19 protein-coding genes are annotated in these 22,553 nt (G+C 67.3%); 6 read left to right on the top strand and 13 right to left on the bottom strand.

Annotated elements, in window-relative coordinates; translation table 11 throughout:
* Window positions 1-56 precede the first annotated feature (56 nt).
* The 10 genes from fis to N7607_RS02200 all read right to left on the bottom strand — a co-directional run bounded on the left by fis (window position 57) and on the right by N7607_RS02200 (window position 12,100).
* Window positions 57-392, bottom strand: coding sequence for a DNA-binding transcriptional regulator Fis (gene fis, locus N7607_RS02245; protein ID WP_043307105.1), 336 nt, complete (start codon window positions 390-392; stop codon window positions 57-59).
* Complete coding sequence (dusB, locus tag N7607_RS02240) at window positions 389-1,423, bottom strand: tRNA dihydrouridine synthase DusB (RefSeq protein WP_279867200.1); 1,035 nt, start codon at window positions 1,421-1,423, stop codon at window positions 389-391. Before dusB ends, fis begins: the two co-directional genes overlap by 4 nt.
* Before the next feature lie 175 nt (window positions 1,424-1,598).
* Window positions 1,599-3,011, bottom strand: coding sequence for a DUF3426 domain-containing protein (locus N7607_RS02235; RefSeq protein WP_279866992.1), 1,413 nt, complete (start codon window positions 3,009-3,011; stop codon window positions 1,599-1,601).
* 64 nt (window positions 3,012-3,075) lie between these two features.
* Window positions 3,076-3,954 (bottom strand): 50S ribosomal protein L11 methyltransferase, encoded by an 879-nt coding sequence (gene prmA / locus N7607_RS02230; RefSeq protein ID WP_279866993.1) that lies wholly within the window; start codon window positions 3,952-3,954, stop codon window positions 3,076-3,078.
* 144 nt (window positions 3,955-4,098) lie between these two features.
* Complete coding sequence (gene accC / locus N7607_RS02225; protein ID WP_279866994.1) at window positions 4,099-5,451, bottom strand: acetyl-CoA carboxylase biotin carboxylase subunit; 1,353 nt, start codon at window positions 5,449-5,451, stop codon at window positions 4,099-4,101.
* 17 nt (window positions 5,452-5,468) lie between these two features.
* Window positions 5,469-5,933, bottom strand: coding sequence for an acetyl-CoA carboxylase biotin carboxyl carrier protein (gene accB / locus N7607_RS02220; RefSeq protein ID WP_279866996.1), 465 nt, complete (start codon window positions 5,931-5,933; stop codon window positions 5,469-5,471).
* A gap of 25 nt (window positions 5,934-5,958) precedes the next feature.
* Complete coding sequence (gene aroQ, locus N7607_RS02215) at window positions 5,959-6,402, bottom strand: type II 3-dehydroquinate dehydratase (RefSeq protein ID WP_279866998.1); 444 nt, start codon at window positions 6,400-6,402, stop codon at window positions 5,959-5,961.
* A 122-nt stretch (window positions 6,403-6,524) separates the two neighbouring features.
* A complete protein-coding gene (gene dsbD, locus N7607_RS02210; RefSeq protein ID WP_279866999.1) occupies window positions 6,525-8,324 on the bottom strand; it encodes a protein-disulfide reductase DsbD in 1,800 nt (599 codons plus the stop codon).
* A gap of 107 nt (window positions 8,325-8,431) precedes the next feature.
* Window positions 8,432-10,393 carry a methyl-accepting chemotaxis protein gene (locus tag N7607_RS02205; protein ID WP_279867000.1) on the bottom strand — a complete coding sequence of 654 codons (1,962 nt, stop codon included), beginning with the start codon at window positions 10,391-10,393 and terminating at the stop codon, window positions 8,432-8,434.
* Window positions 10,394-10,474: 81 nt separating this feature from the next.
* On the bottom strand, window positions 10,475-12,100 hold the full coding sequence (locus N7607_RS02200) for a PleD family two-component system response regulator (RefSeq protein WP_279867002.1): 1,626 nt from the start codon (window positions 12,098-12,100) through the stop codon (window positions 10,475-10,477).
* Window positions 12,101-12,338: 238 nt separating this feature from the next.
* Here N7607_RS02200 and N7607_RS02195 point away from each other — a divergent pair, with 238 nt between their 5' ends.
* From N7607_RS02195 to speA, 4 genes are all read left to right on the top strand, one after another.
* Complete coding sequence (locus N7607_RS02195) at window positions 12,339-13,409, top strand: DUF2333 family protein (RefSeq protein ID WP_279867005.1); 1,071 nt, start codon at window positions 12,339-12,341, stop codon at window positions 13,407-13,409.
* Window positions 13,409-13,945: an NUDIX hydrolase gene (locus N7607_RS02190; protein WP_279867006.1), complete on the top strand. Its 537-nt coding sequence runs from the start codon at window positions 13,409-13,411 to the stop codon at window positions 13,943-13,945. Before N7607_RS02195 ends, N7607_RS02190 begins: the two co-directional genes overlap by 1 nt.
* 349 nt (window positions 13,946-14,294) lie before the next feature.
* Window positions 14,295-14,666: a translation initiation factor Sui1 gene (locus N7607_RS02185; RefSeq protein ID WP_279867007.1), complete on the top strand. Its 372-nt coding sequence runs from the start codon at window positions 14,295-14,297 to the stop codon at window positions 14,664-14,666.
* Window positions 14,667-14,785: 119 nt separating this feature from the next.
* Complete coding sequence (gene speA, locus N7607_RS02180) at window positions 14,786-16,699, top strand: arginine decarboxylase (protein ID WP_279867008.1); 1,914 nt, start codon at window positions 14,786-14,788, stop codon at window positions 16,697-16,699.
* 196 nt (window positions 16,700-16,895) lie between these two features.
* Here the strand turns inward: speA and N7607_RS02175 are convergent, their stop codons facing one another.
* The 3 genes from N7607_RS02175 to N7607_RS02165 are packed head-to-tail and all read right to left on the bottom strand — an operon-like array spanning window position 16,896 to window position 19,757.
* Complete coding sequence (locus N7607_RS02175; RefSeq protein ID WP_279867009.1) at window positions 16,896-17,351, bottom strand: DUF2214 family protein; 456 nt, start codon at window positions 17,349-17,351, stop codon at window positions 16,896-16,898.
* A 9-nt stretch (window positions 17,352-17,360) separates the two neighbouring features.
* Entirely contained in the window at window positions 17,361-18,398 is a 1,038-nt protein-coding gene (locus tag N7607_RS02170) for a sensor domain-containing diguanylate cyclase (RefSeq protein WP_279867010.1), read from the bottom strand.
* A 12-nt stretch (window positions 18,399-18,410) separates the two neighbouring features.
* Window positions 18,411-19,757 carry an MATE family efflux transporter gene (locus N7607_RS02165; RefSeq protein WP_279867011.1) on the bottom strand — a complete coding sequence of 449 codons (1,347 nt, stop codon included), beginning with the start codon at window positions 19,755-19,757 and terminating at the stop codon, window positions 18,411-18,413.
* A gap of 161 nt (window positions 19,758-19,918) precedes the next feature.
* Between N7607_RS02165 and N7607_RS02160 the strand changes: the two genes are divergently transcribed.
* Window positions 19,919-20,383: a YbaK/EbsC family protein gene (locus N7607_RS02160; protein WP_279867013.1), complete on the top strand. Its 465-nt coding sequence runs from the start codon at window positions 19,919-19,921 to the stop codon at window positions 20,381-20,383.
* 224 nt (window positions 20,384-20,607) lie between these two features.
* Window positions 20,608-22,536 carry a methyl-accepting chemotaxis protein gene (locus N7607_RS02155; protein WP_279867014.1) on the top strand — a complete coding sequence of 643 codons (1,929 nt, stop codon included), beginning with the start codon at window positions 20,608-20,610 and terminating at the stop codon, window positions 22,534-22,536.
* Window positions 22,537-22,553 lie beyond the last annotated feature (17 nt).

The following is a 22,553-nucleotide window of genomic DNA, read 5'->3' as shown; positions in this document are numbered from 1 at the left end:
TAAAAAAGGGCGAGCCCCTTTTATGTGCGGGCCGCCCTTTTCCATGTATTCGAGGCTTACAGCAGATCGTATTGCTTGAGCTTCTTGCGCAGGGTGCCGCGGTTCAGGCCGAGCAGCTCGGAGGCCTTGGTCTGGTTGCCCTTGACGTAGTTCATCACGGTCTCCAGCAGCGGCGCTTCGACCTCGGTCAGGACCAGGTTGTAGACGTCGGTGACGTCGGCCCCCTCGAGATGGGCGAAGTAGTTGTGCAGGGCCTTCTCCACGCTGTCGCGCAGGGTTTGGCCCTGCTCGAACGGTGTGTTCAGGTGCTGCTTCAGGTTGGCGTTGTCGCTCACGGGTACTGCCCCATCAAAAACTGATTGCTCAAAAAAAGGCTCGGTCATCCTCGTCATGCGGCCACCCCTTCTCCTTTATTGTTCTGCTCGGCGAAGAACTGCCGAGCGGCGGTGTACTGCGCGTCCGTACTTTCCAGACGATTGAACTCGGCGCGGAACTCGCGGGCGCCGGGTAGCGTTGCCAGGTACCAGCCGACGTGCTTGCGGGCGATGCGTACGCCCATCAGGTCGCCATAGAAGGCGTGCAGCGCGGCCAGGTGTTCCAGCAGGATTCGTTCTACTTCGTACAGCGTCGGCGCCGGCAGCTCCGTGCCGGTCGCCAGGTAATGGGCGATCTCGCGGAAGATCCACGGCCGCCCCTGCGCCGCGCGACCGATCAGCAGGGCATCGGCGCCGGTGGCGTCGAGCACTGCGCGGGCCTTGTGCGGCGAATCGATGTCGCCATTGGCGAACACCGGAATCGAGACCGCCTGCTTGATCGCGGCGATGGTGTCGTACTCGGCCTCGCCGGTGTACAGGTCGGCGCGGGTGCGGCCGTGCACGGCGAGGGCGGCGATGCCGGCCTGCTCGGCGATCTTGGCCACGGTGATGCCGTTCTTGTTGGCGCGATCCCAGCCGGTGCGGATCTTCAGGGTCACCGGCACGTCGACGGCGCTGACCACAGCATTGAGGATCGCCGTCACCAATTCTTCATCTTTCATCAACGCCGAACCTGCGGCCTTGTTGCAGACCTTCTTGGCCGGGCAGCCCATGTTGATGTCGATGATCTGCGCGCCCATCTCCACATTGCGACGAGCGGCCTCGGCCAACATCTCGGGATCGCCACCGGCGATCTGCACCGAGCGCGGCTCGGGATCACCGGTATGGATCATGCGCAGGCTGGATTTGCGGCTGTTCCACAGGCGCACGTCGCTGGTGACCATTTCCGAGACCACCAGCCCGGCGCCGAGGCGCCGGCACAGCTGCCGGAACGGCTGATCGGTGACGCCCGCCATGGGGGCGAGGATCAGCTGATTGGGCAGTGTGTAAGGGCCGATGCGTACCACCGACTGGTCATCCCTGTTGTCTCGAGGGTCGTTTCGGGCAATGGCGTAGCCTGCCAAAGTGCGGAACGGCGATCGGGGGAGTGCGAAAAAGGGAGGGCATGATACCCGCTCTCGGTGACCGGATAAAGGCTGTTTTGAACAAATTATGAGCAGCCATCGGGTTATCGCCGTTGGCTAGGTGGAGTGGCGCAAACGCCGGGAATCCGGCGTTTTCAGCCTATTCCGGGGAGTGGAAGCTGAGGCTGTAGTTGACCGCCTTGGCGCCCGGGTCCTTGATCTCCAGGGAGATGTGGATCGGTGTCTGCGGAGGCATCTCGTCCTGGCCGGCCAGCTCGCCGCTCAGGTACTCGCTGGGGCGGAAGCGGCTGCTGGCGATCAGCTGGCCATTGAGGTCGGCGAAGCGCAGCTCCAGCAGCGGGAAGGGCTGGGCGAAGGGGGCGCGGTTGTAGAGGATGGCGTCGACCATCAGCGCGTCCATGTACTGCGGATGGCTGCGCACCACCAAGTTGGTGCTGCGCACCTGGGAGATATCGACCTTGGACGGCAGGGTGCAGCCGATCTCCGGACAGAGGGTCTCGAACCAGGGGCGGTACTGGTCCTGGCGGGCCAGCTCCTCGAAGTGGTAGATCACGTACTGGGTGGCCAGGGCGGCGGCGGCGATCAGGTTCAGCAGACCCCAGCCAATCCAGCGGCCCCAGGGCTTCTTCGGCTGCTGCCAGTCCAGCTGCAGCGGATCGTCATTCAGGTCGAGCAGGCCGTTGTCGCGCAGCCCCGGCTCGCTGCGCGCGGACTTGGCGGCCGGCTCGGCGGCGATGCCGTAGTCGCCGTCGCCGATTTCCTCGGCATCCTCGTCGGCGCTGAGATCGCCCAGGACTGGCTCGTCGCGCTCGCTTTCCGGTTCCTCGATCGGTTTCGCCTTGCGTGGCGCTTCGGCCCTGATGGCCGGTGCCGGGGCAGGGATCGGTTCCGGGCTGGGCTGCGGCTGATAGTGCGGCTCGGCCGGCGGCTCCACGCGTGGGCGTGCCGTCTGCAGGGCTTCCGGCTTGCGCGGCGGCTCATCCTTGATCAGCGATTCGGCCCAGCTCTCGTCGTGGCGATTGTCTTCCTCGTCGCCATGCAGCAGGTGCTCGTTGTTCTGCGCGGCGTTGCCCATCGCCAGAAACTCGCGGGACAGCTGCATCTCCTGCTCTTCCAGCTTGGCCAGTTCCTCGTCCAGGTCGAGGCTGTCCAGGTCCAGATCATCGTGAATCCACAGGGTGTCGACGGATTTCTTTTCCGCCGCGGGCGCCGGGCTCGGCTGGGTCGGCACTGGTGCGGGTGCCGGCGGTACGGCGGCTGGCTGGCTGGGCGTTGGCGCGGCAGCAGGTGCCGGGCGCGGCGGCTGCGCGGCACTGGGTTGTTCGGCGGGGGCGGCCGGCCTGGCGGGTGCTGGCGGTGGCGTCGCCGCAGCGGGCGCCGGCGTAGTCGGCTTGCTGACTCGATTCTGGTCCACCAGCAGTTGCTGGGCGGCATTGAACACGCGCATGCAGGCCCCGCAGCGCACGGCGCCATGGGCTGCGCCCAGCTGCGCACGGCTGATGCGGAAGCTGGTACGGCAGTGGGGGCATTGAGTGACGAAACTGTCGGTCATGCGGCGGTCCGTGCGAAACAGGGCGCTAGTTTACCCAAGCAGGGGCCTGGGAATACAAGCGCTGCTAGCGCTTCACCCCGCTGATGCGTACCCAGCCGTCCTTGATCGCGGTCGGATCGAGCTCGAAGGCGCCCTCATAGGCGGCGCGCACTTCCTCGGCCTGTTCGGCGAGGATGCCGGACAGCGCCAGGCGCCCGCCGGCCTTGACCAGGGCGCTGATCTGCGGGGCCAGCGACACCAGCGGGCCGGCCAGGATGTTGGCGACCACCACTTCGGCCGGCTGTTGCGGCATGTCGGCGGGCAGGTAGACCGGGAAACGCGCCGGGTCGATGCCGTTGCGCCCGGCATTGTCACGCGAGGCCTCCAGGGCCTGGGGGTCGATGTCGGTGCCGATGGCCTGCGGGGCGCCGAGCAGCAGGGCGGCGATGGCCAGGATGCCCGAGCCGCAGCCGAAGTCGATCACGGTGCAGTCATTCAGCTCCTGGCCGTCCAGCCACTCCAGGCACAGCGCGGTGGTTGGATGGGTGCCGGTGCCGAAGGCCAGGCCCGGGTCGAGCAGCAGGTTGACCGCTTCCGGCTCAGGCGCGGCATGCCAGCTCGGTACTATCCACAGGCGGCGGCCGAAGCGCATGGGCTGGAAGTTGTCCATCCAGCTGCGCTCCCAGTCCTGATCGGCGATGTGCTCGATCTCGTGCTGCGGCAGCTCGCCGCCGGTGAGCAGCTGCAGGTGCGCGACCAGGTTGGCCGGGTCGGTGTCGGCCTCGAACAGGGCCAGCAGGTGGGTGTTGGACCACAGCGGGGTGGTGCCCAGGTCCGGCTCGAAGATCGGCTGGTCCTCGGCGTCCATGAAGGTTACCGACACGGCGCCGACGCCGAGCAGCGCGTCCTCGTAGGTCTCTGCCTGTTCCGGGGTGATGGCGAGACGGACTTGTAACCAGGGCATGGCGAACCTCGTGTGCGGTGCAGCAGGATGGTGCGATTTGGGCGCGCAGCTTACTTGAGGGGCACGGCCGCCGCCACCGCGGGCGCCGACCGGAAAGCACACGGGCCGCCCGCAGGCAGCCCGTGTGGTGAAGCGAGGACGGACTCAGTGCTTGTCCATGCCCAGCTTCTTCTCCAGGTAGTGGATGTTCACGCCACCCTTGGCGAAACCCTTGTCGCGGGTCAGGTCGCGGTGCAGCGGGATGTTGGTCTTGATGCCGTCGACCACCAGCTCGTCCAAGGCGTTGCGCATGCGTGCCATGGCTTCGCTGCGGTCCTTGCCGTAGGAGATCAGCTTGCCGATCAGCGAGTCGTAGTTCGGCGGTACCGAATAGCCGCTGTACAGGTGCGAGTCGACACGGATGCCGTTGCCGCCCGGGGCGTGGTAGTGCTTGACCTTGCCGGGGCAGGGCATGAAGTTGTCCGGGTCCTCGGCGTTGATCCGGCACTCCAGGGCGTGACCGCGGATGACCACGTCGCTCTGCTTGATCGACAGCTTGTTACCGGCGGCGATGCTGAGCATCTCCTTGACGATGTCGATACCGGTGACCATCTCGGTGACCGGATGCTCGACCTGCACACGGGTGTTCATCTCGATGAAGTAGAAGCGGCCGTCTTCGTAGAGGAACTCGAAGGTGCCGGCGCCGCGATAGCCGATCTCGACACAGGCGTCGACGCAGCGTTGCAGCACTTCGGCGCGGGCCTTCTCGTCGATGCCCGGGGCTGGGGCTTCTTCCAGGACCTTCTGGTGACGGCGCTGCAGCGAGCAGTCGCGGTCGCCCAGGTGGATGGCGTTGCCCTGGCCGTCGGACAGCACCTGGACTTCCACGTGGCGCGGGTTGCCGAGGAACTTCTCCAGATAGACCATCGAGTTGCCGAAGGCGGCGCCCGCTTCGGTGCGGGTCAGCTTGGCCGACTTGATCAGGTCTTCTTCCTTGTGCACCACGCGCATGCCGCGACCACCGCCGCCGCCAGCGGCCTTGATGATCACCGGGTAACCAACCTCGCGGGCGATCTTCAGCGCGGTTTCTTCGTCTTCCGGCAGCGGGCCTTCGGAGCCGGGTACCACGGGCACGCCGGACTTGATCATGGCGTTCTTGGCCGAGACCTTATCGCCCATCAGGCGGATCACGTCACCGGTCGGGCCGATGAAGGCGAAGCCGGATTTTTCCACCTGCTCGGCGAAGTCGGCGTTTTCCGCGAGGAAGCCGTAGCCCGGGTGGATGGCCGTGGCGCCGGTGACTTCGGCGGCGGCGATGATCGCCGGGATGTTCAGGTACGACTTGGCGCCGGGCGCGGGGCCGATGCACACGGTCTCGTCGGCCAGGCCCAGGTGCATCAGCTCGCGGTCGGCGGTGGAGTAGACGGCCACCGTCTTGATGCCCAGCTCCTTGCAGGCGCGCAGGATGCGCAGGGCGATTTCGCCACGGTTGGCGATCAGGACTTTTTCCAGCTGCATCGCAGGTTCCCCGCGCATCAAACGATGGTGAACAGGGGCTGGTCGTATTCCACCGGCTGGCCGTTATCCACCAGGATGGACTCGATCACGCCGCTGGCCTCGGCCTCGATGTGGTTCATCATCTTCATCGCTTCGACGATGCACAGGATGTCGCCCTTCTTCACGCTCTGGCCCACTTCAGCGAAGTTGGCCGAGGTCGGCGAGGCGGCGCGGTAGAAGGTGCCGACCATCGGCGAACGCACCACATGGCCGTTCAGCTTGGCGGCGGCCGGAGCGGCGTCAGCGGCGACGGCCGGAGCAGCAGCGGCGACCGGAGCGGCGGCCGGAGCCGGGGCGGCGGCATAAACCGGCTGCGGAGCATAAGCCGGCTGCTTGCTGTGGCGGCTGATGCGCACGGACTCTTCGCCCTCGCGGATCTCCAGCTCGTCGATACCGGACTCTTCCAGCAGCTCGATCAGTTTTTTGACTTTACGGATATCCATAGTTTTGCAACTCCCAAGGGTGAGGTCAGGGGCGTTCTAATTGTTCCAGGGCGGCCTCCAGGGCCAGGCGGTAACCGCTGGCGCCAAGGCCGCAGATCACTCCCACCGCTACGTCGGAGAAGTAGGAGTGATGGCGGAAGGGTTCGCGCTTGTGCACGTTGGACAGGTGCACTTCGATGAATGGGATGCTCACCGCCAGCAGCGCGTCACGTAATGCGACGCTGGTATGGGTGAAAGCCGCCGGATTGATCAGGATGAAGTCGACTCCTTCACCTTTCGCCGCATGAATGCGCTCGATCAGCTCGTACTCGGCATTGCTCTGCAGGTACATCAGGTGGTGGCCGGCGGCGCGGGCGCGCTGCTCCAGGTCCTGGTTGATCTCGGCCAGGGTCGTGGCGCCGTATTTGTCGGGCTCGCGGGTGCCCAGCAGATTGAGGTTGGGGCCGTGCAGCACCAGGAGGGTAGCCATGGGCGCTTCCTTATTGTTCTGACCTTGGAATGGCCGGGACTATGCCGAAAGCGCTGCGGGCTGTCCAGTTGCCGGGAGTAGTCGGCAAGATGGACGAAATTTGCGGCAGAAATATGACGTCGTCAGTTCTGGCGAGCGGCGGCGCGGGTCAGGCGATCGGCGAAGTCGGCGGCGCTGATTTCACCTACGACACGCAGATCCAACCATTCGTCACCCTTTTGCCCGAAGAACAGGATCGCCGGGGGGCCGAACAGCTGGTAGCGGTCGAGTAGGGCGCGCTGGTCCTCGCGGCTCTCAGTGATGTCGAAGCGGATCAGCCGATAGCCGCCCAGCTGCGCAGTCACGCTCGGCGCCGTCAGCACCTCGCGCTCAATCACCTTGCAGCTGATGCACCAGTCGGCGTACCAGTCCAGCAGCAACGGCTGGCCGGCGCTCCTGGCTTCGGCGAGGGCCGCGTCCAGTTCGGCCGGGGTGGTGATGGTCTGCCACTCGCTGTGGACAGCGCTGGTTGACGTGCTGGCGACGGCGGCCTCGGCGCGGCCCAGTGGCCGTAGCGGATCGCTCGCCCCCTGCAGGGCGCCGACCCAGGCGACGACCGCATAAACCAGCAGTGGCAGACCGATCAGCTGGGCCAGCTTCTGGTGGTGGGTCTTCAGCGTCAGCTCCAGCACGCCGAGCCAGAGCGCCACGCCGGCGGCCAGCAGGCCCCACAGGGCGAGGGCGACCGGGCCCGGCACCACGCGCTCCAGCAGCCATACGGCTACGGCCATCAGCAGAGCGCCGAAGGCATTGCGCACCGTAAGCATCCAGGGACCGGACTTGGGCAACAGGGCGCCGCCGCCGACGGCGAACAGCACCAGCGGCGCGCCCATGCCCAGGCCCAGGGCCAGCAGCTTGAGGCCGCCGCCGAGGGCGTCGCCGCTGGCACTGATATACAGCAGGGCGCCGGCCAGTGGTGCCGATACACAAGGCGAGACCAGCAGACTGGACAGCACACCGAGGGCGGCGGCGCTGAGCACCGTGCCGCCGTTCAGGCGCTGGCTCAGGCGTTGCAGCGGGCCATCGATGGCGGCCGGCAGGCGCAGTTCGAGAAAGCCCAGGCTGGCGGCGCCGAACAGGGCGAAGAAGATGGCGAAGGGCACCAGCACCCAGGGCGACTGCAGGCGCGCCTGCAGGTTGAGTTCGGCGCCGAACAAGCCCATCAGCGCGCCGAGGATGGCGAAGCTGAGCGCCATGGGCAGCACGTAGGCCAGCGACAGCGCCAGGCTGCGCGCACCGCCCGGCTGACCGCGCAGGACCACGCCGGTAAGGATCGGCAGCATCGGCAGCACACAGGGAGTGAAGGTCAGGGCCAGGCCGCCGAGGAAGAACAGTGCCAGCTCCTTCCAGGTCCAGCCGCTCGGTGTGGTGGCCGGGGCCGATGCGGCGGTCGCGTCAGTGGTCGGCGCGGCGCCCTCGCCATCCACCTCGATACGCTCGTTCTCCGGCGGGTAGCACAGGCCCTTGTCGGCGCAGCCCTGGTAGCCGACGTGCACGGTGAAGGGCAGGTCGATGGGGTTGTCGATCGGCAGGGTGACGTCGGTGATGCCGTAGTACACCTCGACATCGCCGAAGTATTCGTCGTGCTTGGGCTCGCCCGCCGGCAGCGAGGCCTCGCCCTTGGCCAGGTCGCTGGGTTCGATGCGGAACTGGAAGCGATGGCGGTAGAGGTAGTAGCCCTCGGCGTTGACGAAGCGCAGCTTCACCGACTTGGCGTCGCTGCTCACCAGGCTCAGGCGGAAGGCCTCGCGCACCGGCAGGAAGTCGCCGCTGTTGTTCAGCGTGGAGTCTTCGATCACGCCGCGTGGCTTGGGATCATCGAACAGACCGGCCAGGGCCGGCAGGGTGAACAGCAGCAGGAACAGGGGCAGCAGACGGCGCATGGCGGGCTCGCACGAGAGACGTGGCGGCATCATACCCAAGTCGGCCGAGCGACCCTAGGCGACCTACTGGCGCAGGGTGTCAGTGGATATTGCCGGCCGATGTGCGGTTAGACACGGAAGGCCTGTACCGCCGTATGCAGGCGTCCACCCAACTGCAGCAACTGCTCGCCCTGGGCGCGGCCCTCGCCGATGCGGGTCAGGTTGTCGCCACCCAGGTGATGGATGCGCTCGCTGCGGTCGCGGATCTCGCTGGCCGCGCCGCCCTGCTGGGCGGTGGCCTCGGCGATGCGTTCGGCCATGCTGGCGATGGTGCGGATCGCCACCACCACTTCGTCCAGCGCGCCGTCGGCCTGTTCGGCCTGGCCGGCGGTGGCCTCGGCGTGCTCGACCTGGGCGCGCATCGCGCTGACCGATTGCTGGGCGGCCTGCTGCAGGCGGGCGATCAACTGCTGAATCTCCTCGGTGGCGCCGCTGGTGCGTTGGGCCAGCGAGCGCACCTCGTCGGCGACCACGGCGAAGCCGCGTCCGGCTTCTCCGGCGCGAGCGGCCTCGATGGCAGCATTCAGCGCGAGCAGGTTGGTCTGTTCGGCTACGCCGCGGATCACCGTGAGTACCGAGCCGATGGTGGCGGTCTCGGCCGCCAGCTGTTCGATGGACTGGGCATTGCCCTGCACCTCGCCGACCAGCCCGTGCAGGCCGTTGAGGCTCTGCTCGATCACCCGCTGGCCCTGCTCCACTGCGCGGCTGGCAGCGCGGCTGGCTTCGGCCGCCTGACTGGCGTCGTCGGCGACCTGGGCGATGGTGCCTTCCAGTTCGCCCAGGGCATCGCGAATCTGCGCGGTGTCGGCCAGCTGGCGCTCGGCGCCGCCGTGCAGGCCCTGGCTCAGCTCGGCCAGGGTTCGGCTGCTGCCGGCCACTTCGCCGGCGTGCTGGTGAATGGTGCCGACCAGCTCCACCAGGTAGCGGCGCAGGCGGTTCAGCGAGTCCTCGATATCGCGCATCTCGCGGGTACGCGCCTGCAGCTGGATGTCCGCGGCGAAGTCACCGGCAGCCCAGGTCGACAGGGCCGGTGCCAGGCGGCTGAGCACGTTGCCCAGGCGCCGCTGGATCTGGTCCAGGCCCAGGGCGATCAGCAGGATCAGCCCGATCACCAGGCCCTGGATCAGGCGCGCCTCGCCCTGAATGCGGCCGTGCTCGGCGCGCACCAGCGGTTCGAGGCCGGCCAGGGCCCGCTGCAGTTGCTCGATCCGCGTGGCGCTGGCGCTGGCCAGTTCGCTGCGTTGCTGGATCAGCGCGCGGGTGCGCGCCAACTCGGCCGGGTAGCGTTTGACCAGGCTGGCGAAGTCGCGCTTGAGGGCGATGCCCTTGTCTTCAGTCTGCTGCTGGTCGGCGTCGCCAGCCAGGCCGAGCAGGTCGGCGAAGCTGTTGCCAGTGTCGGCGCTGTCGGCCACGCCGAGCAGGGGCAGGGCGTCCAGTGCAGCGGCCTGCTGGGTGAGGGCGCCCAGTTCGCGTTCCACGTCGCCGGCCAGTTCGCTGCGGCCGCTGCTCACCAGCTTGCCGCGGGCATGGCCCAGGCGTGCCAGGTGTTGCGCTGCGGCGAACAGCGGCTGGGCATAGCTGGCAGCCTGCGGATTGCCGCTGTCGGCGGCGTAGCGGGCCAACTGGTCGAGGGCGCCGCCCATTTCCCGCTCCGCCTGCAGCAGCAGGCCCTGTGGGTCGCCGGCCAGCTTGCCGGCGGCGAGCAGGTCGCTAGAGGCGAAGCGATTCAGTTCTTCCAGGCTGGGGCGCAGGGAGTCAGCCAGCTCACTCGGCAACTCGCTCAGCTGCGCTTCCAGTTCGCCGATGGCCTGGCTCGCCTGGCTGTGGCGCACGGCATCGCCGCTGGCCAGGTAGGCCTGCACATTGGCGGCGATCTGCTGTTGGAATTGCTGGGACAGGTTGAGGTAGCGCTGCATCAGCAGGTAAGGCTGCTCCAGCGCCCGTTCCGACCACCAGAGCGTGCCACCCAGGGCCAGGCAGGCGGTGATCAGGAGGGTGGTGGAGAGGTTGGTGAGCTGCTTGAGACGCATGTTCGGACACCGGAAAACTACTGAGGCGGTGTCCGCAGGTTATTGCGGTTTGGTTACGACTTTATGACGCTGTGACGTGGTTCACGTCGGCTCGCCCAGGTAAATCTCGACCCGATTGCGGCCGCCGCGCTTGGCCATGTAGAGCGCCTCGTCGGCCTGTTTGGACAGGCTGTTGCTGTCCATGCCCTCGGCCATTTCGGCGATGCCGCAGCTGAAGGTGCAGGTCAGGTCATGGGGCTGGGCCGGGTAGTGGATCTCGGCGAAACGCCTGCGGATTTCGTCCAGCACCTTGGCCGCGGTGACCGCATCGGTATCGGTCAGGACCACGGCGAATTCTTCGCCGCCGTAACGGCCGATATGGTCGGTCTTGCGCAGGCGCTGCTTGAGGAACAGCGCCAGGCTCTTGATCACCCGGTCGCCCATGGGGTGGCCGAAGGTGTCGTTGACCTTCTTGAAGTGGTCGATGTCGAGCATGGCGAAGGTCAGCGGCTGGCCGTCGCGACGGGCGCGGAAGCGCGCATCCTCCAGCAGCTGCAGGGTATGGGTGTGGTTGTACAGCCCGGTGAGGCTGTCGCGCACCATGCGCGCCTTGAGGTTGCGCGCCCGCGCCGCGCGGTTGCGCACGGTGGCGATCAGGTGGCGCGGCTTGATCGGCTTGGTCAGGAAGTCGTCGCCGCCCTCGCTCATGGCGTCGAGCTGCTTGTCCAGGTCGTCCTCGGCGGACAGGTAGATGATCGGCACGCTGACGTAGCGGTCGTTGTGGCGAATCACCTTGGCCAGCTCGGTGCCGCTGCAGTCGGGCATGTACATGTCGAGGATGATCAGGTCCGGTTGGAACTCGGCCAGCTCGGCCATGGCCTGGATCGGCTCGGTCAGGGTGCGGGTGACGATGCCGGCGCTGTTGAGCACGCGCTCGGTATGCGTGGCCTGGGCCCGCGAGTCGTCGACGATCAGCACCTTGTACGGGTCGTAGTGGACCACGTTGGTGAGGATCTCGATGCGCTCGATCAGGCCGGAAGCGTCCAGGCTGCCGGTGAAGAATTCCTGGCCGCCGGCACGTACCGCAGCCAAGCGGGTCGGGGTGTCGACGTCCTCGTGGCTGAAGAACAGCAGCGGCAGCTTGTGCTCCAGGCCTTCCTGCGCCTCGCCGGCCAGGACCATGCCCTGGCCGGGGCCGGCGAAGTCCACTTCCATCAGGATGGCGGCCGGATGACGCTCGGCCATGGCCGCGCGGAAGGCTTGCGCGCTGGCCAGTGGCTGGGCGTACAGACCGAAGAATTCCAGTTGCTGGGCCAGGCGCTCTGCGCGGTCCTGGTCCTGCAGGGCCAGGTACACCGGCTTGCGCAGCGGCGGCAGGAAGGTCTGCTCGTACTGGTCGCCATGGCGCAAGCCGGTGCGCGACAGGCGCTGCATCAGCTGGTTGAGCTCGGTGATCAGCTGGCTGGTGAGGCGGCCGCGGTTGGCCTCGACCGCTTCCAGGCACTGCACGATGGAGCGGGCCAGCTGTACGTGCACGTCCTGCTCGAAGCGTTCGGCGTAGCGCAGCAGGCCGAGATTGGTCTCGGCCAGTTCGGACATCACGGCAGCGCCCCATTCTTCCTGCTGCAGGCGCTGCCACACCTCGAGTACCTGGCGCGCCTGGTGGATCACGCGCTTGGCGAAGTGCAGCTTGAGCCGATCGCGGCTGGGGTCTTCGTGCTCGTTCATGCTCGCATCTGATGGTTATTCAGCCTTGTGGGCTGGATGATGGCGTGATGCTACCACTGCTGATATCTCTAGGAACAACCATCGGTCATTTGACGTCAATTTTCCAGCATTTGGCCGAATCGGCGGCAGCAAGTCCATTCTGTCGCTGCTCGTACCCTGAGCTTCACTTATAGTGCAGAACAACGATCGGCCGCGGATAGGGTCGGATCAAGCGAAGACGCAATCAAGGATCAAGATCATGCTGGACTGGAAGAATCGCGCAGGCGAGCTGCGCGGCAACGTCGATGACAAGGCCGATGGTGTGCGCAGCTACGCCGCGGGTGGCTGGCTGGGCAAGACCGTTGGCACCCTGCTGGGGCTGTATCTGCTGGGCGCCATGCTGGTGGGCTGGTACTGGAGCCAGGAGCCGGAGCTGTTTCCGGTACAGCAGCACGCCCAGGCGGCGGCCGAGCAGGCCCAGCGCAAGCTGGTCAGCGGCTACACCACGGTGGAGACCCTCAAGCAGGTGTCCGAGTCGCTGCTGACCAAGCCCGGCGGCTACCTGTCCAACGACATCGCCCCGCCCGGCCTGTGGCTGGACAACATGCCGGCCTGGGAATATGGCGTGCTGGTGCAGGTGCGCGACCTGTCGCGGGCCCTGCGCAAGGACTTCGCCCGCTCCCAGTCGCAGTCCACCGAGGACCCGAACCTGGCCAAGGCCGAGCCGCGCTTCAACTTCGACAACAAGAGCTGGGCGCTGCCGGCTTCCGAGGCCGAATACACCGAAGGCATCAAGTCGCTGGATCGCTACCTGGCGGCCCTTGCCGATCCGAGCCAGCCCAAGGCGCAGTTCTATGCCCGTGCCGACAACCTCAACAACTGGCTGGGCGATGTCGCCACGCGCCTGGGCTCGCTGTCCCAGCGCCTGTCGGCCAGCGTCGGTCGGGTCCGCCTGAACACCGATGTGGAGCCGAACCAGCCGATTCCCGAGGGGCAGATCGTGCCGGTGCGCGAGGAAGAGGTGAAGACGCCCTGGCTGCAGATCGACAACGTGTTCTACGAGGCCCGTGGCCAGGCCTGGGCGCTGTCGCACATGCTGCGCGCCATCGAAGTGGACTTCGCCGACGTGCTGGCGAAGAAGAACGCCACCGTCAGCGTGCGCCAGATCATCCGCGAGCTGGAGGCCGCCCAGGAGCCGCTGTGGAGCCCGATGATCCTCAACGGCAGCGGCTATGGCGTGCTGGCCAACCATTCGCTGGTGATGGCCAACTACATCTCCCGCGCCAACGCGGCGATCATCGACCTGCGGACCCTGCTGAGCCAGGGCTGATGGCCGGTGCCGAACGCGAGGCGGCCCATCGCGCCGCCTCCGATGCCGAGCGGGTCGCCTGGGTCGACGAGCAGGACCAGTTGCTCGGCGGCCTGCCTCGCGCCGAGCTGCGCGAGCGCGGGTTGATCGGCCGCGGCACCTTCATCCTGCTGTTCAATTCCCGTGGCGAGCTGTGCGTGCACCGCCGCACCCTGAGCAAGGCCGTGTATCCCGGCTATTGGGACGTGGCGGCCGGCGGCATGGTTGGCGAGGGCGAGAGTTACGCCGAATCCGCCGCCCGCGAGCTGGCCGAGGAGCTGGGCGTAGTCGGTGTGGCACTGCGCGAGCACGGGCGCTTCTACTTCGACGAGCCGGGCAATCGCCTGTGGGGCGCGGTGTTTTCCGCGGTATCCAACGCGCCACTGGTGCTGCAGCCGGAGGAGGTGCTGGAGGCGTGCTTCATCGCGCCGAGCCAGGCCTTAAGCGATGCGCTGGAAAAGCCCTACTGCCCGGATTCGCTGCAGGCGCTGCGGCTGTACTTGGCGATGCAGGGATGACTCCCTCTCCCTTTGGCAAAGGGCAGGGAGGAGGGTGTCACAGGCAACTCGGAGCAGCCCACTAGTCCCTCACCCCCGCCCCCTCTCCCGGGGGAGAGGGAGGGCGAAACCCGCGCCGGGCGCGGATTTGTGCAGTATTTCCGTGCGTGGCGTGCGCTATGCCGCACGAGGTCGCCAATCCGTCGATCAATGGCGCAATTTCGCACTTAGCACGCGCGGCGTTTGCCCTTACACTGCGCCACCTTCAAAGCCAGGCGCCATGCCTGGTTGCGCTGCCCCTGCCTGAGTGGGGCCCCGCGGCTGACCCCGTTCAGCCAGTCGCTATCCTGACCCCTACGAGGAAAAGCCGGTGGTCAAGAAAGCTTCGTCGTTCTCCGCCCTGAGCGGTCTCGTCTATTCCACCGATGGCGGTCGGCATTGCCCCGACTGCGGCCAGCCGGTGGACGCCTGTAGCTGCAAGAAGAGCGTCATCCCCGAAGGCGATGGCATCGCCCGCGTGCGCCGCGAGACCAAGGGTCGTGGCGGCAAGACCGTGACCACCATCACCGGCGTGCCGCTGGCCGAGGCCGAGCTGAAGGAGCTGGCCAGCGCCCTGAAGAAGCGCTGTGGCTGCGGCGGCGGGCTGAAGGACGGCGTCATCGAAATCCAGGGCGACATGGTCGAGCTGCTGCTCGAAGAACTGGTCAAACGCGGTTTCAAGGCCAAGAAGTCCGGCGGCTGACGCGCCACTTCCTAAACTTCCAGGCAGGAGGGGCAGTCCACTCTCCTGCAATCGTCACATCCATACCCTTATATCTGCTGCCGGGCGGCAGCTCTTTATCTGCCTCACAGGAGACCTCGATGGCCGCAAGACGCACACGCAAAGACGACGGTAGCCAATGGACGGTTGCGGACAGCCGCAGCGTCTACGGTATTCGCCACTGGGGCGCCGGCTTCTTCTCGATCAACGATGCCGGTCGTGTCGAAGTGCGTCCCAACGGCCCGCAAAGCGCGCCGATCGACCTCTACGCCCAGCTCGACGGCCTGCGTGAGAGCGGCCTGTCGCTGCCGCTGCTGGTGCGCTTCCCGGACATCCTGCAGTCGCGCGTGCGCCAGCTGACCAGTGCCTTCGACGCCGCCATCGAGCGCCTCGAATACGGCAGCCGCTATACCGCCCTGTACCCGATCAAGGTCAACCAGCAGGAAGCGGTGGTGGAGAACATCATCGCCACCCAGGACGTCTCCATCGGCCTGGAAGCCGGTTCCAAGCCCGAGCTGATGGCCGTGCTGGCGCTGGCGCCGAAGGGCGGCACCATCGTCTGCAACGGCTACAAGGACCGCGAGTTCATCCGCCTGGCACTGATGGGCCAGAAGCTCGGCCACAACGTGTTCATCGTGATCGAGAAGGAATCCGAGGTGCAGTTCGTCATCGAGGAGGCGGCCAAGATCAAGGTCACTCCGCAGGTCGGCCTGCGCGTGCGCCTGTCCTCGCTGGCGTCCTCGAAGTGGGCCGACACCGGCGGCGAGAAGTCCAAGTTCGGCCTGTCCGCCGCGCAAATCCTCTCGGTGGTCGAGCGCCTCAAGCAGGCCAAGCTGGACCAGGGCATCCGCCTGCTGCACTTCCACATGGGCTCGCAGATCGCCAACCTGGCCGACTACCGCAAGGGCTTCCGCGAGGCCATCCGCTACTACGGCGAGCTGCGCGCCCTCGGCCTGCCGGTCGACCATATCGACGTCGGCGGCGGCCTGGGCGTGGACTACGACGGTACCCACTCGCGCAACGCCAGCTCGATCAACTACGACATGGAGGACTACGCCGCCACCGTGGTCGACATGCTCAAGGAGTTCTGCGACCGCCAGGACATCCCGCATCCGCACATCTTCTCCGAGAGCGGCCGGGCCATGACCGCGCACCACGCCGTGCTGGTGGTGCAGGTGACCGACGTGGAGCGCCACAACGACGACGTGCCGGAAATCGATGCCAGCGTCGAGCAGCCGGAAGTGCTGCAGGTGCTGATCGAACTGCTCGAGGACAGCGATCCGGAAATGGTCGCCGAGACCTACTGGCGCGCCACCCACTACATCGAGGAAGTGGCCGCGCAGTACTCCGCTGGCAAGCTGAGCCTGTCGCAGAAGGCCCTGGCCGAGCAGTGCTACTTCGCCATCTGCCGCCGCCTGCACAACCAGCTGAAGGCGCGCCAGCGCTCGCACCGCGCGGTGCTTGATGAGCTCAACGACAAGCTGGCCGACAAGTACATCTGCAACTTCTCGGTGTTCCAGAGCCTGCCGGACACCTGGGCCATCGGCCAGATCCTGCCGATCCTGCCGCTCACCCGCCTGGAGGAGGAGCCGCTGCGCCGCGCCGTGCTGCAGGACCTGACCTGCGACTCCGACGGCAAGATCAAGCAGTACGTCGACGAGCAGTCCATCGAGACCAGCCTGCCGGTGCACGAAGTGCGCGAGGGCGAGGACTACGTGCTCGGCGTGTTCCTGGTCGGCGCGTACCAGGAGATCCTGGGCGACATGCACAACCTGTTCGGCGACACCGACTCGGTGAACATCTACCAGCACCCGGACGGCAGCGTGTACCACACCGGCATCGAGACCCACGACACCATCGAGGACATGCTGCGCTACGTGCACCTGTCGCCCGAGGAGCTGATGACCTACTACCGCGACAAGGTGGCCAGCGCCAAGCTCACCGCCAATGAGCGTTCGCAGTATCTGGATGCGCTGCGTCTGGGGCTGACCCGTTCCTCGTACCTGGCGACCTGAGGACTGGTCGCTGAAGTGCTCCCTCTCCCTCCGGGAGAGGGCCGGGGTGAGGGGCTCGCAGCCACTGCGCGGCCGCTTCTCCACCCGGCTCAAGCAACAAAAAAGCCCGGCAATCGCCGGGCTTTTCTATGGCCGCTGGTAGCCCCGATGCACTCCGGGAGCGACCTTCCCGGATTGCATCCGGGCTACTTGCTGCTCAGTTGAAGTAACCGACCCCGCGCGCCATCAGGCTGGCCAGGAACGGCAGGCAGACCAGGATCAGCAGCTCCAGGCGGATCACCATGATGGTGCGTTTGGCCTGGGCCGGGGTGATGGTCGGCGCCTTGCCGGCCAGCAGATCGTTGCGCCAGTTGAAGAAGGTCAGGGTCGGCAGGATCGACAGCAGGCCGACCAGGATGAACAGGCTGACCTTGGCGTGGAACACCCAGTTGTGCAGGTAGTAGTCCAGGCCCTTGCCGAACCAGAGCACCCGCGCCAGCCCGGTGAGCAGGACCACGCCGGCGGTGGCGCCGTAGATCATGTCGATGCGCAGCAGCTTGCGCGCCGTGGCCACATCCACATCGGCCTTGAACAGCACATGCTCGCAGGTGAGCAGGGAGAACAGCACGAAGATCGACAGGTAGTGCAGGCTGGCGGCGATGGCGTCGGCCATGGGAACTCCTCAGGTGGCTGGTTCGGCGTGGACCGTTCTGTCGCGGCCCTGTTTCTTGGCAAGGTACAGGGCCCGGTCGGCGCGTTCCAGCAGGTCTCCCTGGTTCTCCCCGGACTCCAGCAGCGCGGTACCCAGGCTGATGGTGACGGGCAGCGGCTTGGCGGCGACCGTCATCGGCGTGTCGCCGACCGCCTTGCGCATGCGCTCGGCGATATGGCCCAGCTCGCGGGCATCGTGCACCGAGACCAGGGCGATGAACTCCTCGCCGCCCAGGCGCACCAGCAGGTCGTCCGGGCGTAGCGCCGTGCCCATGCGTCGTGAGCTTTCCCACAGCACCTGGTCGCCGCCGGCGTGGCCGAACTGGTCGTTGACCTGCTTGAAGTGGTCGAGGTCGCCGTAGATCAGCCCCAGGCGCAGGCCCGCGCCAGTGGCGCTGGCCAGTTCGCGGGAGAAGAACTGGTTGAGGGCGGCGCGGTTCCACAGCTGGGTCAGCGGGTCGATCAGCGCCTTGCGCTGTTCGCGGTCTACCGCCTCGCGCAGCTTGTGCGCCTGTTGGCTGACGCTGCGCAGCTGCAGATAGCCCTCCACCAGGGTGGCCAGGTCGCGCAGGCGGAAGCGCTCCTGCTGGTTCAGGCCGCGCGGCTGCGGGTGCAGCATGCACAGGGTGCCGATCGGCTGGTTGTCGCTGCTGTACAGCGGCTGGCCCGCGTAGAAGCGGAGGAAGGGCGGCCCGGTGACCACCGGGTTGTCGGCGAAGCGCGGGTCGAGGTGCGCGTCCTCCACCACCAGCGGGCTGCGCGCCGCCACGGCGTGGCCGCAGAAGGAGATGTCGCGCGGGGTCTCCGCCACGTCCAGGCCGATGCGCGCCTTGAACCACTGGCGGTCGCGGTCGATCAGGCTGATCAGCACCGTTTCCACCTCGAACAGCTCGCGGGTCAGGCGCACCAGGGTGTCGAGGTACAGCTCGGCCGGTGTGTCGACCACATCCAGCTTGTCCAGCGCCCGTTGGCGCAGGGTTTCATCGGCAGGGCTGGGGGCAGGCAACATATCCGTCTCCGCTCAGTGATTCGCGCCGAACCAGGCGTCTCGTCGGCGCAGCTGCCAGGCCTGGGTGGCCAGGGTCAGACCGCGCATCAGCATGAAGCATAGAAAAGCCAGCCACAGTCCGTGGTTGCCCAGGCCCTGCAGCAGCCAGCCGAGCAGCAGCCCCAGGGCCACGCTGACCAGCATCGCATTGCGCATTTCCCTGGCCCGGGTCGCGCCGATGAACAGACCGTCGAGCAGGTAGCTCCACACCGCGATCAGCGGCAACAGCGCCAGGTACGGCAGATAAGGGTAGGCGGCGCTGCGCACTTCGGCGATGTCGCTCTGCAGATCGATGAACAGCTGGCCGCCGAGCAGGAACAGCACGGCGAACAGCAGGCTGCCGAACAGTGACCAGCCGCCGGCCACCACCAATGAGCGGCGCAGGGTGAGGCGATCATTGGCGCCGATGGCATGGCCGCACAGGGCTTCCACCGCGTGGGCCAGGCCATCCAGGGCGAAGGCGGCGACCAGCAGGCCGTTGAGCAGCAGGGCGTTGGCCGCCACCGTGGCATCGCCCAGGCGGGTGCCCTGCACGGTGATGAGGAAGAACACCAGGTGCAGGGCCAGGGTGCGGATCAGAATGTCGCGGTTCACCGCCAGCAGCGCCTGCCAGCCGCGCCACTGACGCAGGGCGTCGAGCGATATCTGCCCGGGGTGGCGGCCGAGAGTGCGCCAGGCCAACGCCAGGCCGAGCAGCGCGCCGCACCATTCGGCGACTACCGAGGCGCGCGCCGAGCCGAGCACGCCCCAGTCCAGGCCGAGGACGAACCACAGGTTGAGCGCGACGTTGAGCAGGTTGGTGGTCAGCATCACCGCCAGCGCGCCGCGGGCGTTCTGCGTGCCGAGCAGCCAGCCGACCAGGGCCGAGCAGGCCAGGGTGGCCGGCAGGCCGAACAGGCGGGCGTGGAAGAAGTCGCGGGTCAGCGCGTCCAGCGCGGCCGAGGGGCGCATCAGCTGCAGCGCCAGGTCGCTCAGCGGAATCGCCAGCAGGCCGATCAGCACGGCGATGGCGGTGGCCAGCGCCAGGCTCTGCAGCAGCACCAGGCGCAATGCCCCACCGTCGCCACGGCCGGCCGCCTGGGCGGCGAAGCCGGTGGCGCTCATGCGCAGGATGCCGAACACGCCGACCAGCATGGCGTACAGGCTGCCACCGACCACTACCGCGCCGAGTTGCTGGGTGTGCGGCAGGTGGCCGATCACCGCCGCATCCACCAGCGCCACCAGCGGTACCGAGAGGTTGGACAGGATCATCGGCGCGGCCAGCGCCCAGACCCGGCGATGGGTCGGTGCGTGACGCCAGGCGTCGAGCAGTGCGGACATGGGCATCCCCGGCAAAAGGCTGGATTATAGGCGCGCCGGCATAGCGCCAGAGCGACTATGCGCAGGCCTCGATAGCAGCAAGCGTTGCATGGACTGACACGGGCGTCGGCAGCGGCAGGGCTAGACTGATATTACCGGTGCCACAGCAGTCGAGGTGGATCATGCACATGGCCGCAACCCTGGCCCGTAGCCTGCAGCGGGCCGACTGTCATTTCGATCTGGTCGAGCACGAGCATTCCGCGACCAGCCTGGAGTCGGCGCGCAAGGCCGGCATTCCCGCCGCCCGCATGGCCAAGCCGGTGATCCTCGACGATCGACGCGGCCACTACCTGATGGCGGTGTTGCCGGCCAATCGCCAGCTCGACCTGGGCAAGGTGCGCAGCGGCCCCTGGCGCTGGCAGCTGACCAGCGAGCAGAGCCTCGGCAGCCTGTTCAAGGATTGCGAGCGCGGCGCCATTCCGGCCCTGGGCGAGGCCTACGGTATGGGCATGCTGATCGACCCGATGCTGGCGCGGCAGGCCGACATCTACCTGGAGGCCGGCGACCACGAGAACCTGGTGCGCCTGCCGATCGAGGCATTCTTGCGCCTGACGCCCAATGCCCGGCTATGTGAACTGAGCGCTTGAGCAACTCGCCTGTTTCCTCCAATACCGGCGCGCTGCCGAGTTGCGCTGCAGACGGTGCCATCCGTGCGCTGCGGCGCTTTCTCCAGGTCCTGCCGTTTGGTCTATCGTGCAGATTACGACCCTCACTCCGGTGCTACTCAAGCGCAGCCGCAAGTCGGTCGATATAGCCAGCTACACGGGCTGCGGTCGGGCCTCAGGCGGTGTTCGAAGTCGAGGAGCGGAAAATGGGGTTCTGGCGCAGCAGCATCCAGTGGCAACTGATCCTCAGCATGGGCGCGGCGTTGATGATCAGCGTGCTGATCGTCATCGTCATCTACTCCGGCGTGGCCAACCGGCAGATCGAGCGCTACCTGGTCAACGGCGAGCTGCCGGCGCGGGTCGAGGCGGTGCGCAACGACCTGGAGCGGGTACTGAGCGAACCCCTCACCGCCGCCCGCGGCATTGCCGGCAACAGCCTGGTCGGCGACTGGCTGGCCGCCGGTGAAGACCCGGCGCAGCTGGATGCCATGGTGCGCTACCTGAAGCAGGAGCAGGGCGCCAACAAGGCCCTCACCACCTTCCTGGTGGCCGTGGACTCCGGCCAGTACTACACCGGCGACGGCCTGGATCGCACCCTCGCCCGGGCGCCGGAAAACGCCTGGTTCTACGACTTCGTCGACGGCGGCAAGCCGCGCTCGCTGGACGTCGACATCGACAAGACCACGGCGGTGCCCACCCTGTTCATCAACCAGCGCATCGAGGTTGGCGGCCGTACCCTCGGCGTGGGTGGCCTGGGCCTGAGCCTCAGTGCCATGTCCGACCTGGTGCGCGGCTTCCACCTGGGCGAGGCGGGCCGCGTCTACCTGGTGGATGCCGGTGGCCGGGTCAAGATTCACCCGGATGCGCAGATCAGCGACAAGCGCAGCCTCAGCGAACTGGTCGGGGCCGAGGCGGCCCAGGCGCTGGTCGGCCGGGCCGGCCAGGTCCAGCGTTTCGAGCGTGACGGCGAAACCTTCCTGGCCATGGCCATGCCGCTGCAGTCGCTGGACTGGCAACTGGTGGCGGAGCTGCCGGAGCAGCAGGTGTACGGCGAGGCACGCCAGGCGCTGCTGGTGACCGCGCTGATCGGTGCTGGCGTGGCGCTGCTGTGCCTGGGTCTGGTGGTGCTGCTGGCCCGTGGCCTGGTGCGACCGATCCGCCGGGTGACCCGGGCGCTGGTGGAAATCGGTGGTGGCGGAGGCGACCTGACCCGCCGCCTGGATGAGTCGCGCGCCGACGAGCTGGGCGACCTGGCGCGTGGCTTCAATCGCTTCCTCGAAGGCCAGCGGCAGCTGATCGGCGAGGTGCTGGCCACCAGCGACAAGCTGCGCGACTCGATCTCCCAGGTGACGCGGGTGGTGGAAAACACCGCGCTACGCTCCGGCCAGCAGCAGGACATGACCGACCTGGTGGCCACCGCGGTGCACGAGATGGGCCTGACCGTGCAGGAGATCGCCCGCAACGCCGGCTCCGCCGCGGAGGTGTCGCAGAGGGCGCGCGACGAGGCGGCCAGCGCGCGCAGCGAGGTGAACGGCTCCATCGCGCATATCCAGCGCATGTCCGGGGAGATCGGCACGGCGGCCGGGGCGGTCGGCGAACTGGCCACTCAGGTGGCGACCATCGACCAGGTGCTGGCGGTGATCCGCGGCATCGCCGAACAGACCAATCTGCTGGCGCTCAACGCCGCCATCGAGGCGGCGCGTGCCGGCGAGCAGGGCCGCGGCTTCGCCGTGGTGGCCGACGAGGTGCGCACCCTGGCCAGCCGCACGCAGAACTCCACCGACGAGATCCAGCAGATGATCCTGCGCCTCAAGCAGGGCGCCGAGGCGGCGGTCAGTTCCATGCAGGCCGGCCAGCAGGCCACCGGCACCGGCGTCGAGGCCAGCCAGAGCACCGGGCGCGCGCTGGAGTCGATTGCCGGCCAGGTCGAGCGCCTCAGCGACATGAACCACCAGGTGGCCACGGCCACCGAGGAACAGAGCTCGGTCACCGAGGAAATCAACCGCAACGTGCAGGGCATCGCCGACCTGGCCCATTCCACCGCCAGCGAAGTCGCCTCCTGCCGTGACAACTGCCAGGCGCTGCAGGATCTGGCCCAGGCCCTCAGTGCGCAAGTGGGACGCTTTCGCCTGTAAGAGCGCCGGCGCTCGGC

Source organism: Pseudomonas sp. GD04019, from assembly GCF_029837695.1.
Lineage (GTDB): Bacteria > Pseudomonadota > Gammaproteobacteria > Pseudomonadales > Pseudomonadaceae > Aquipseudomonas.
This window is presented reverse-complemented; position numbering and strand designations above follow the sequence as displayed.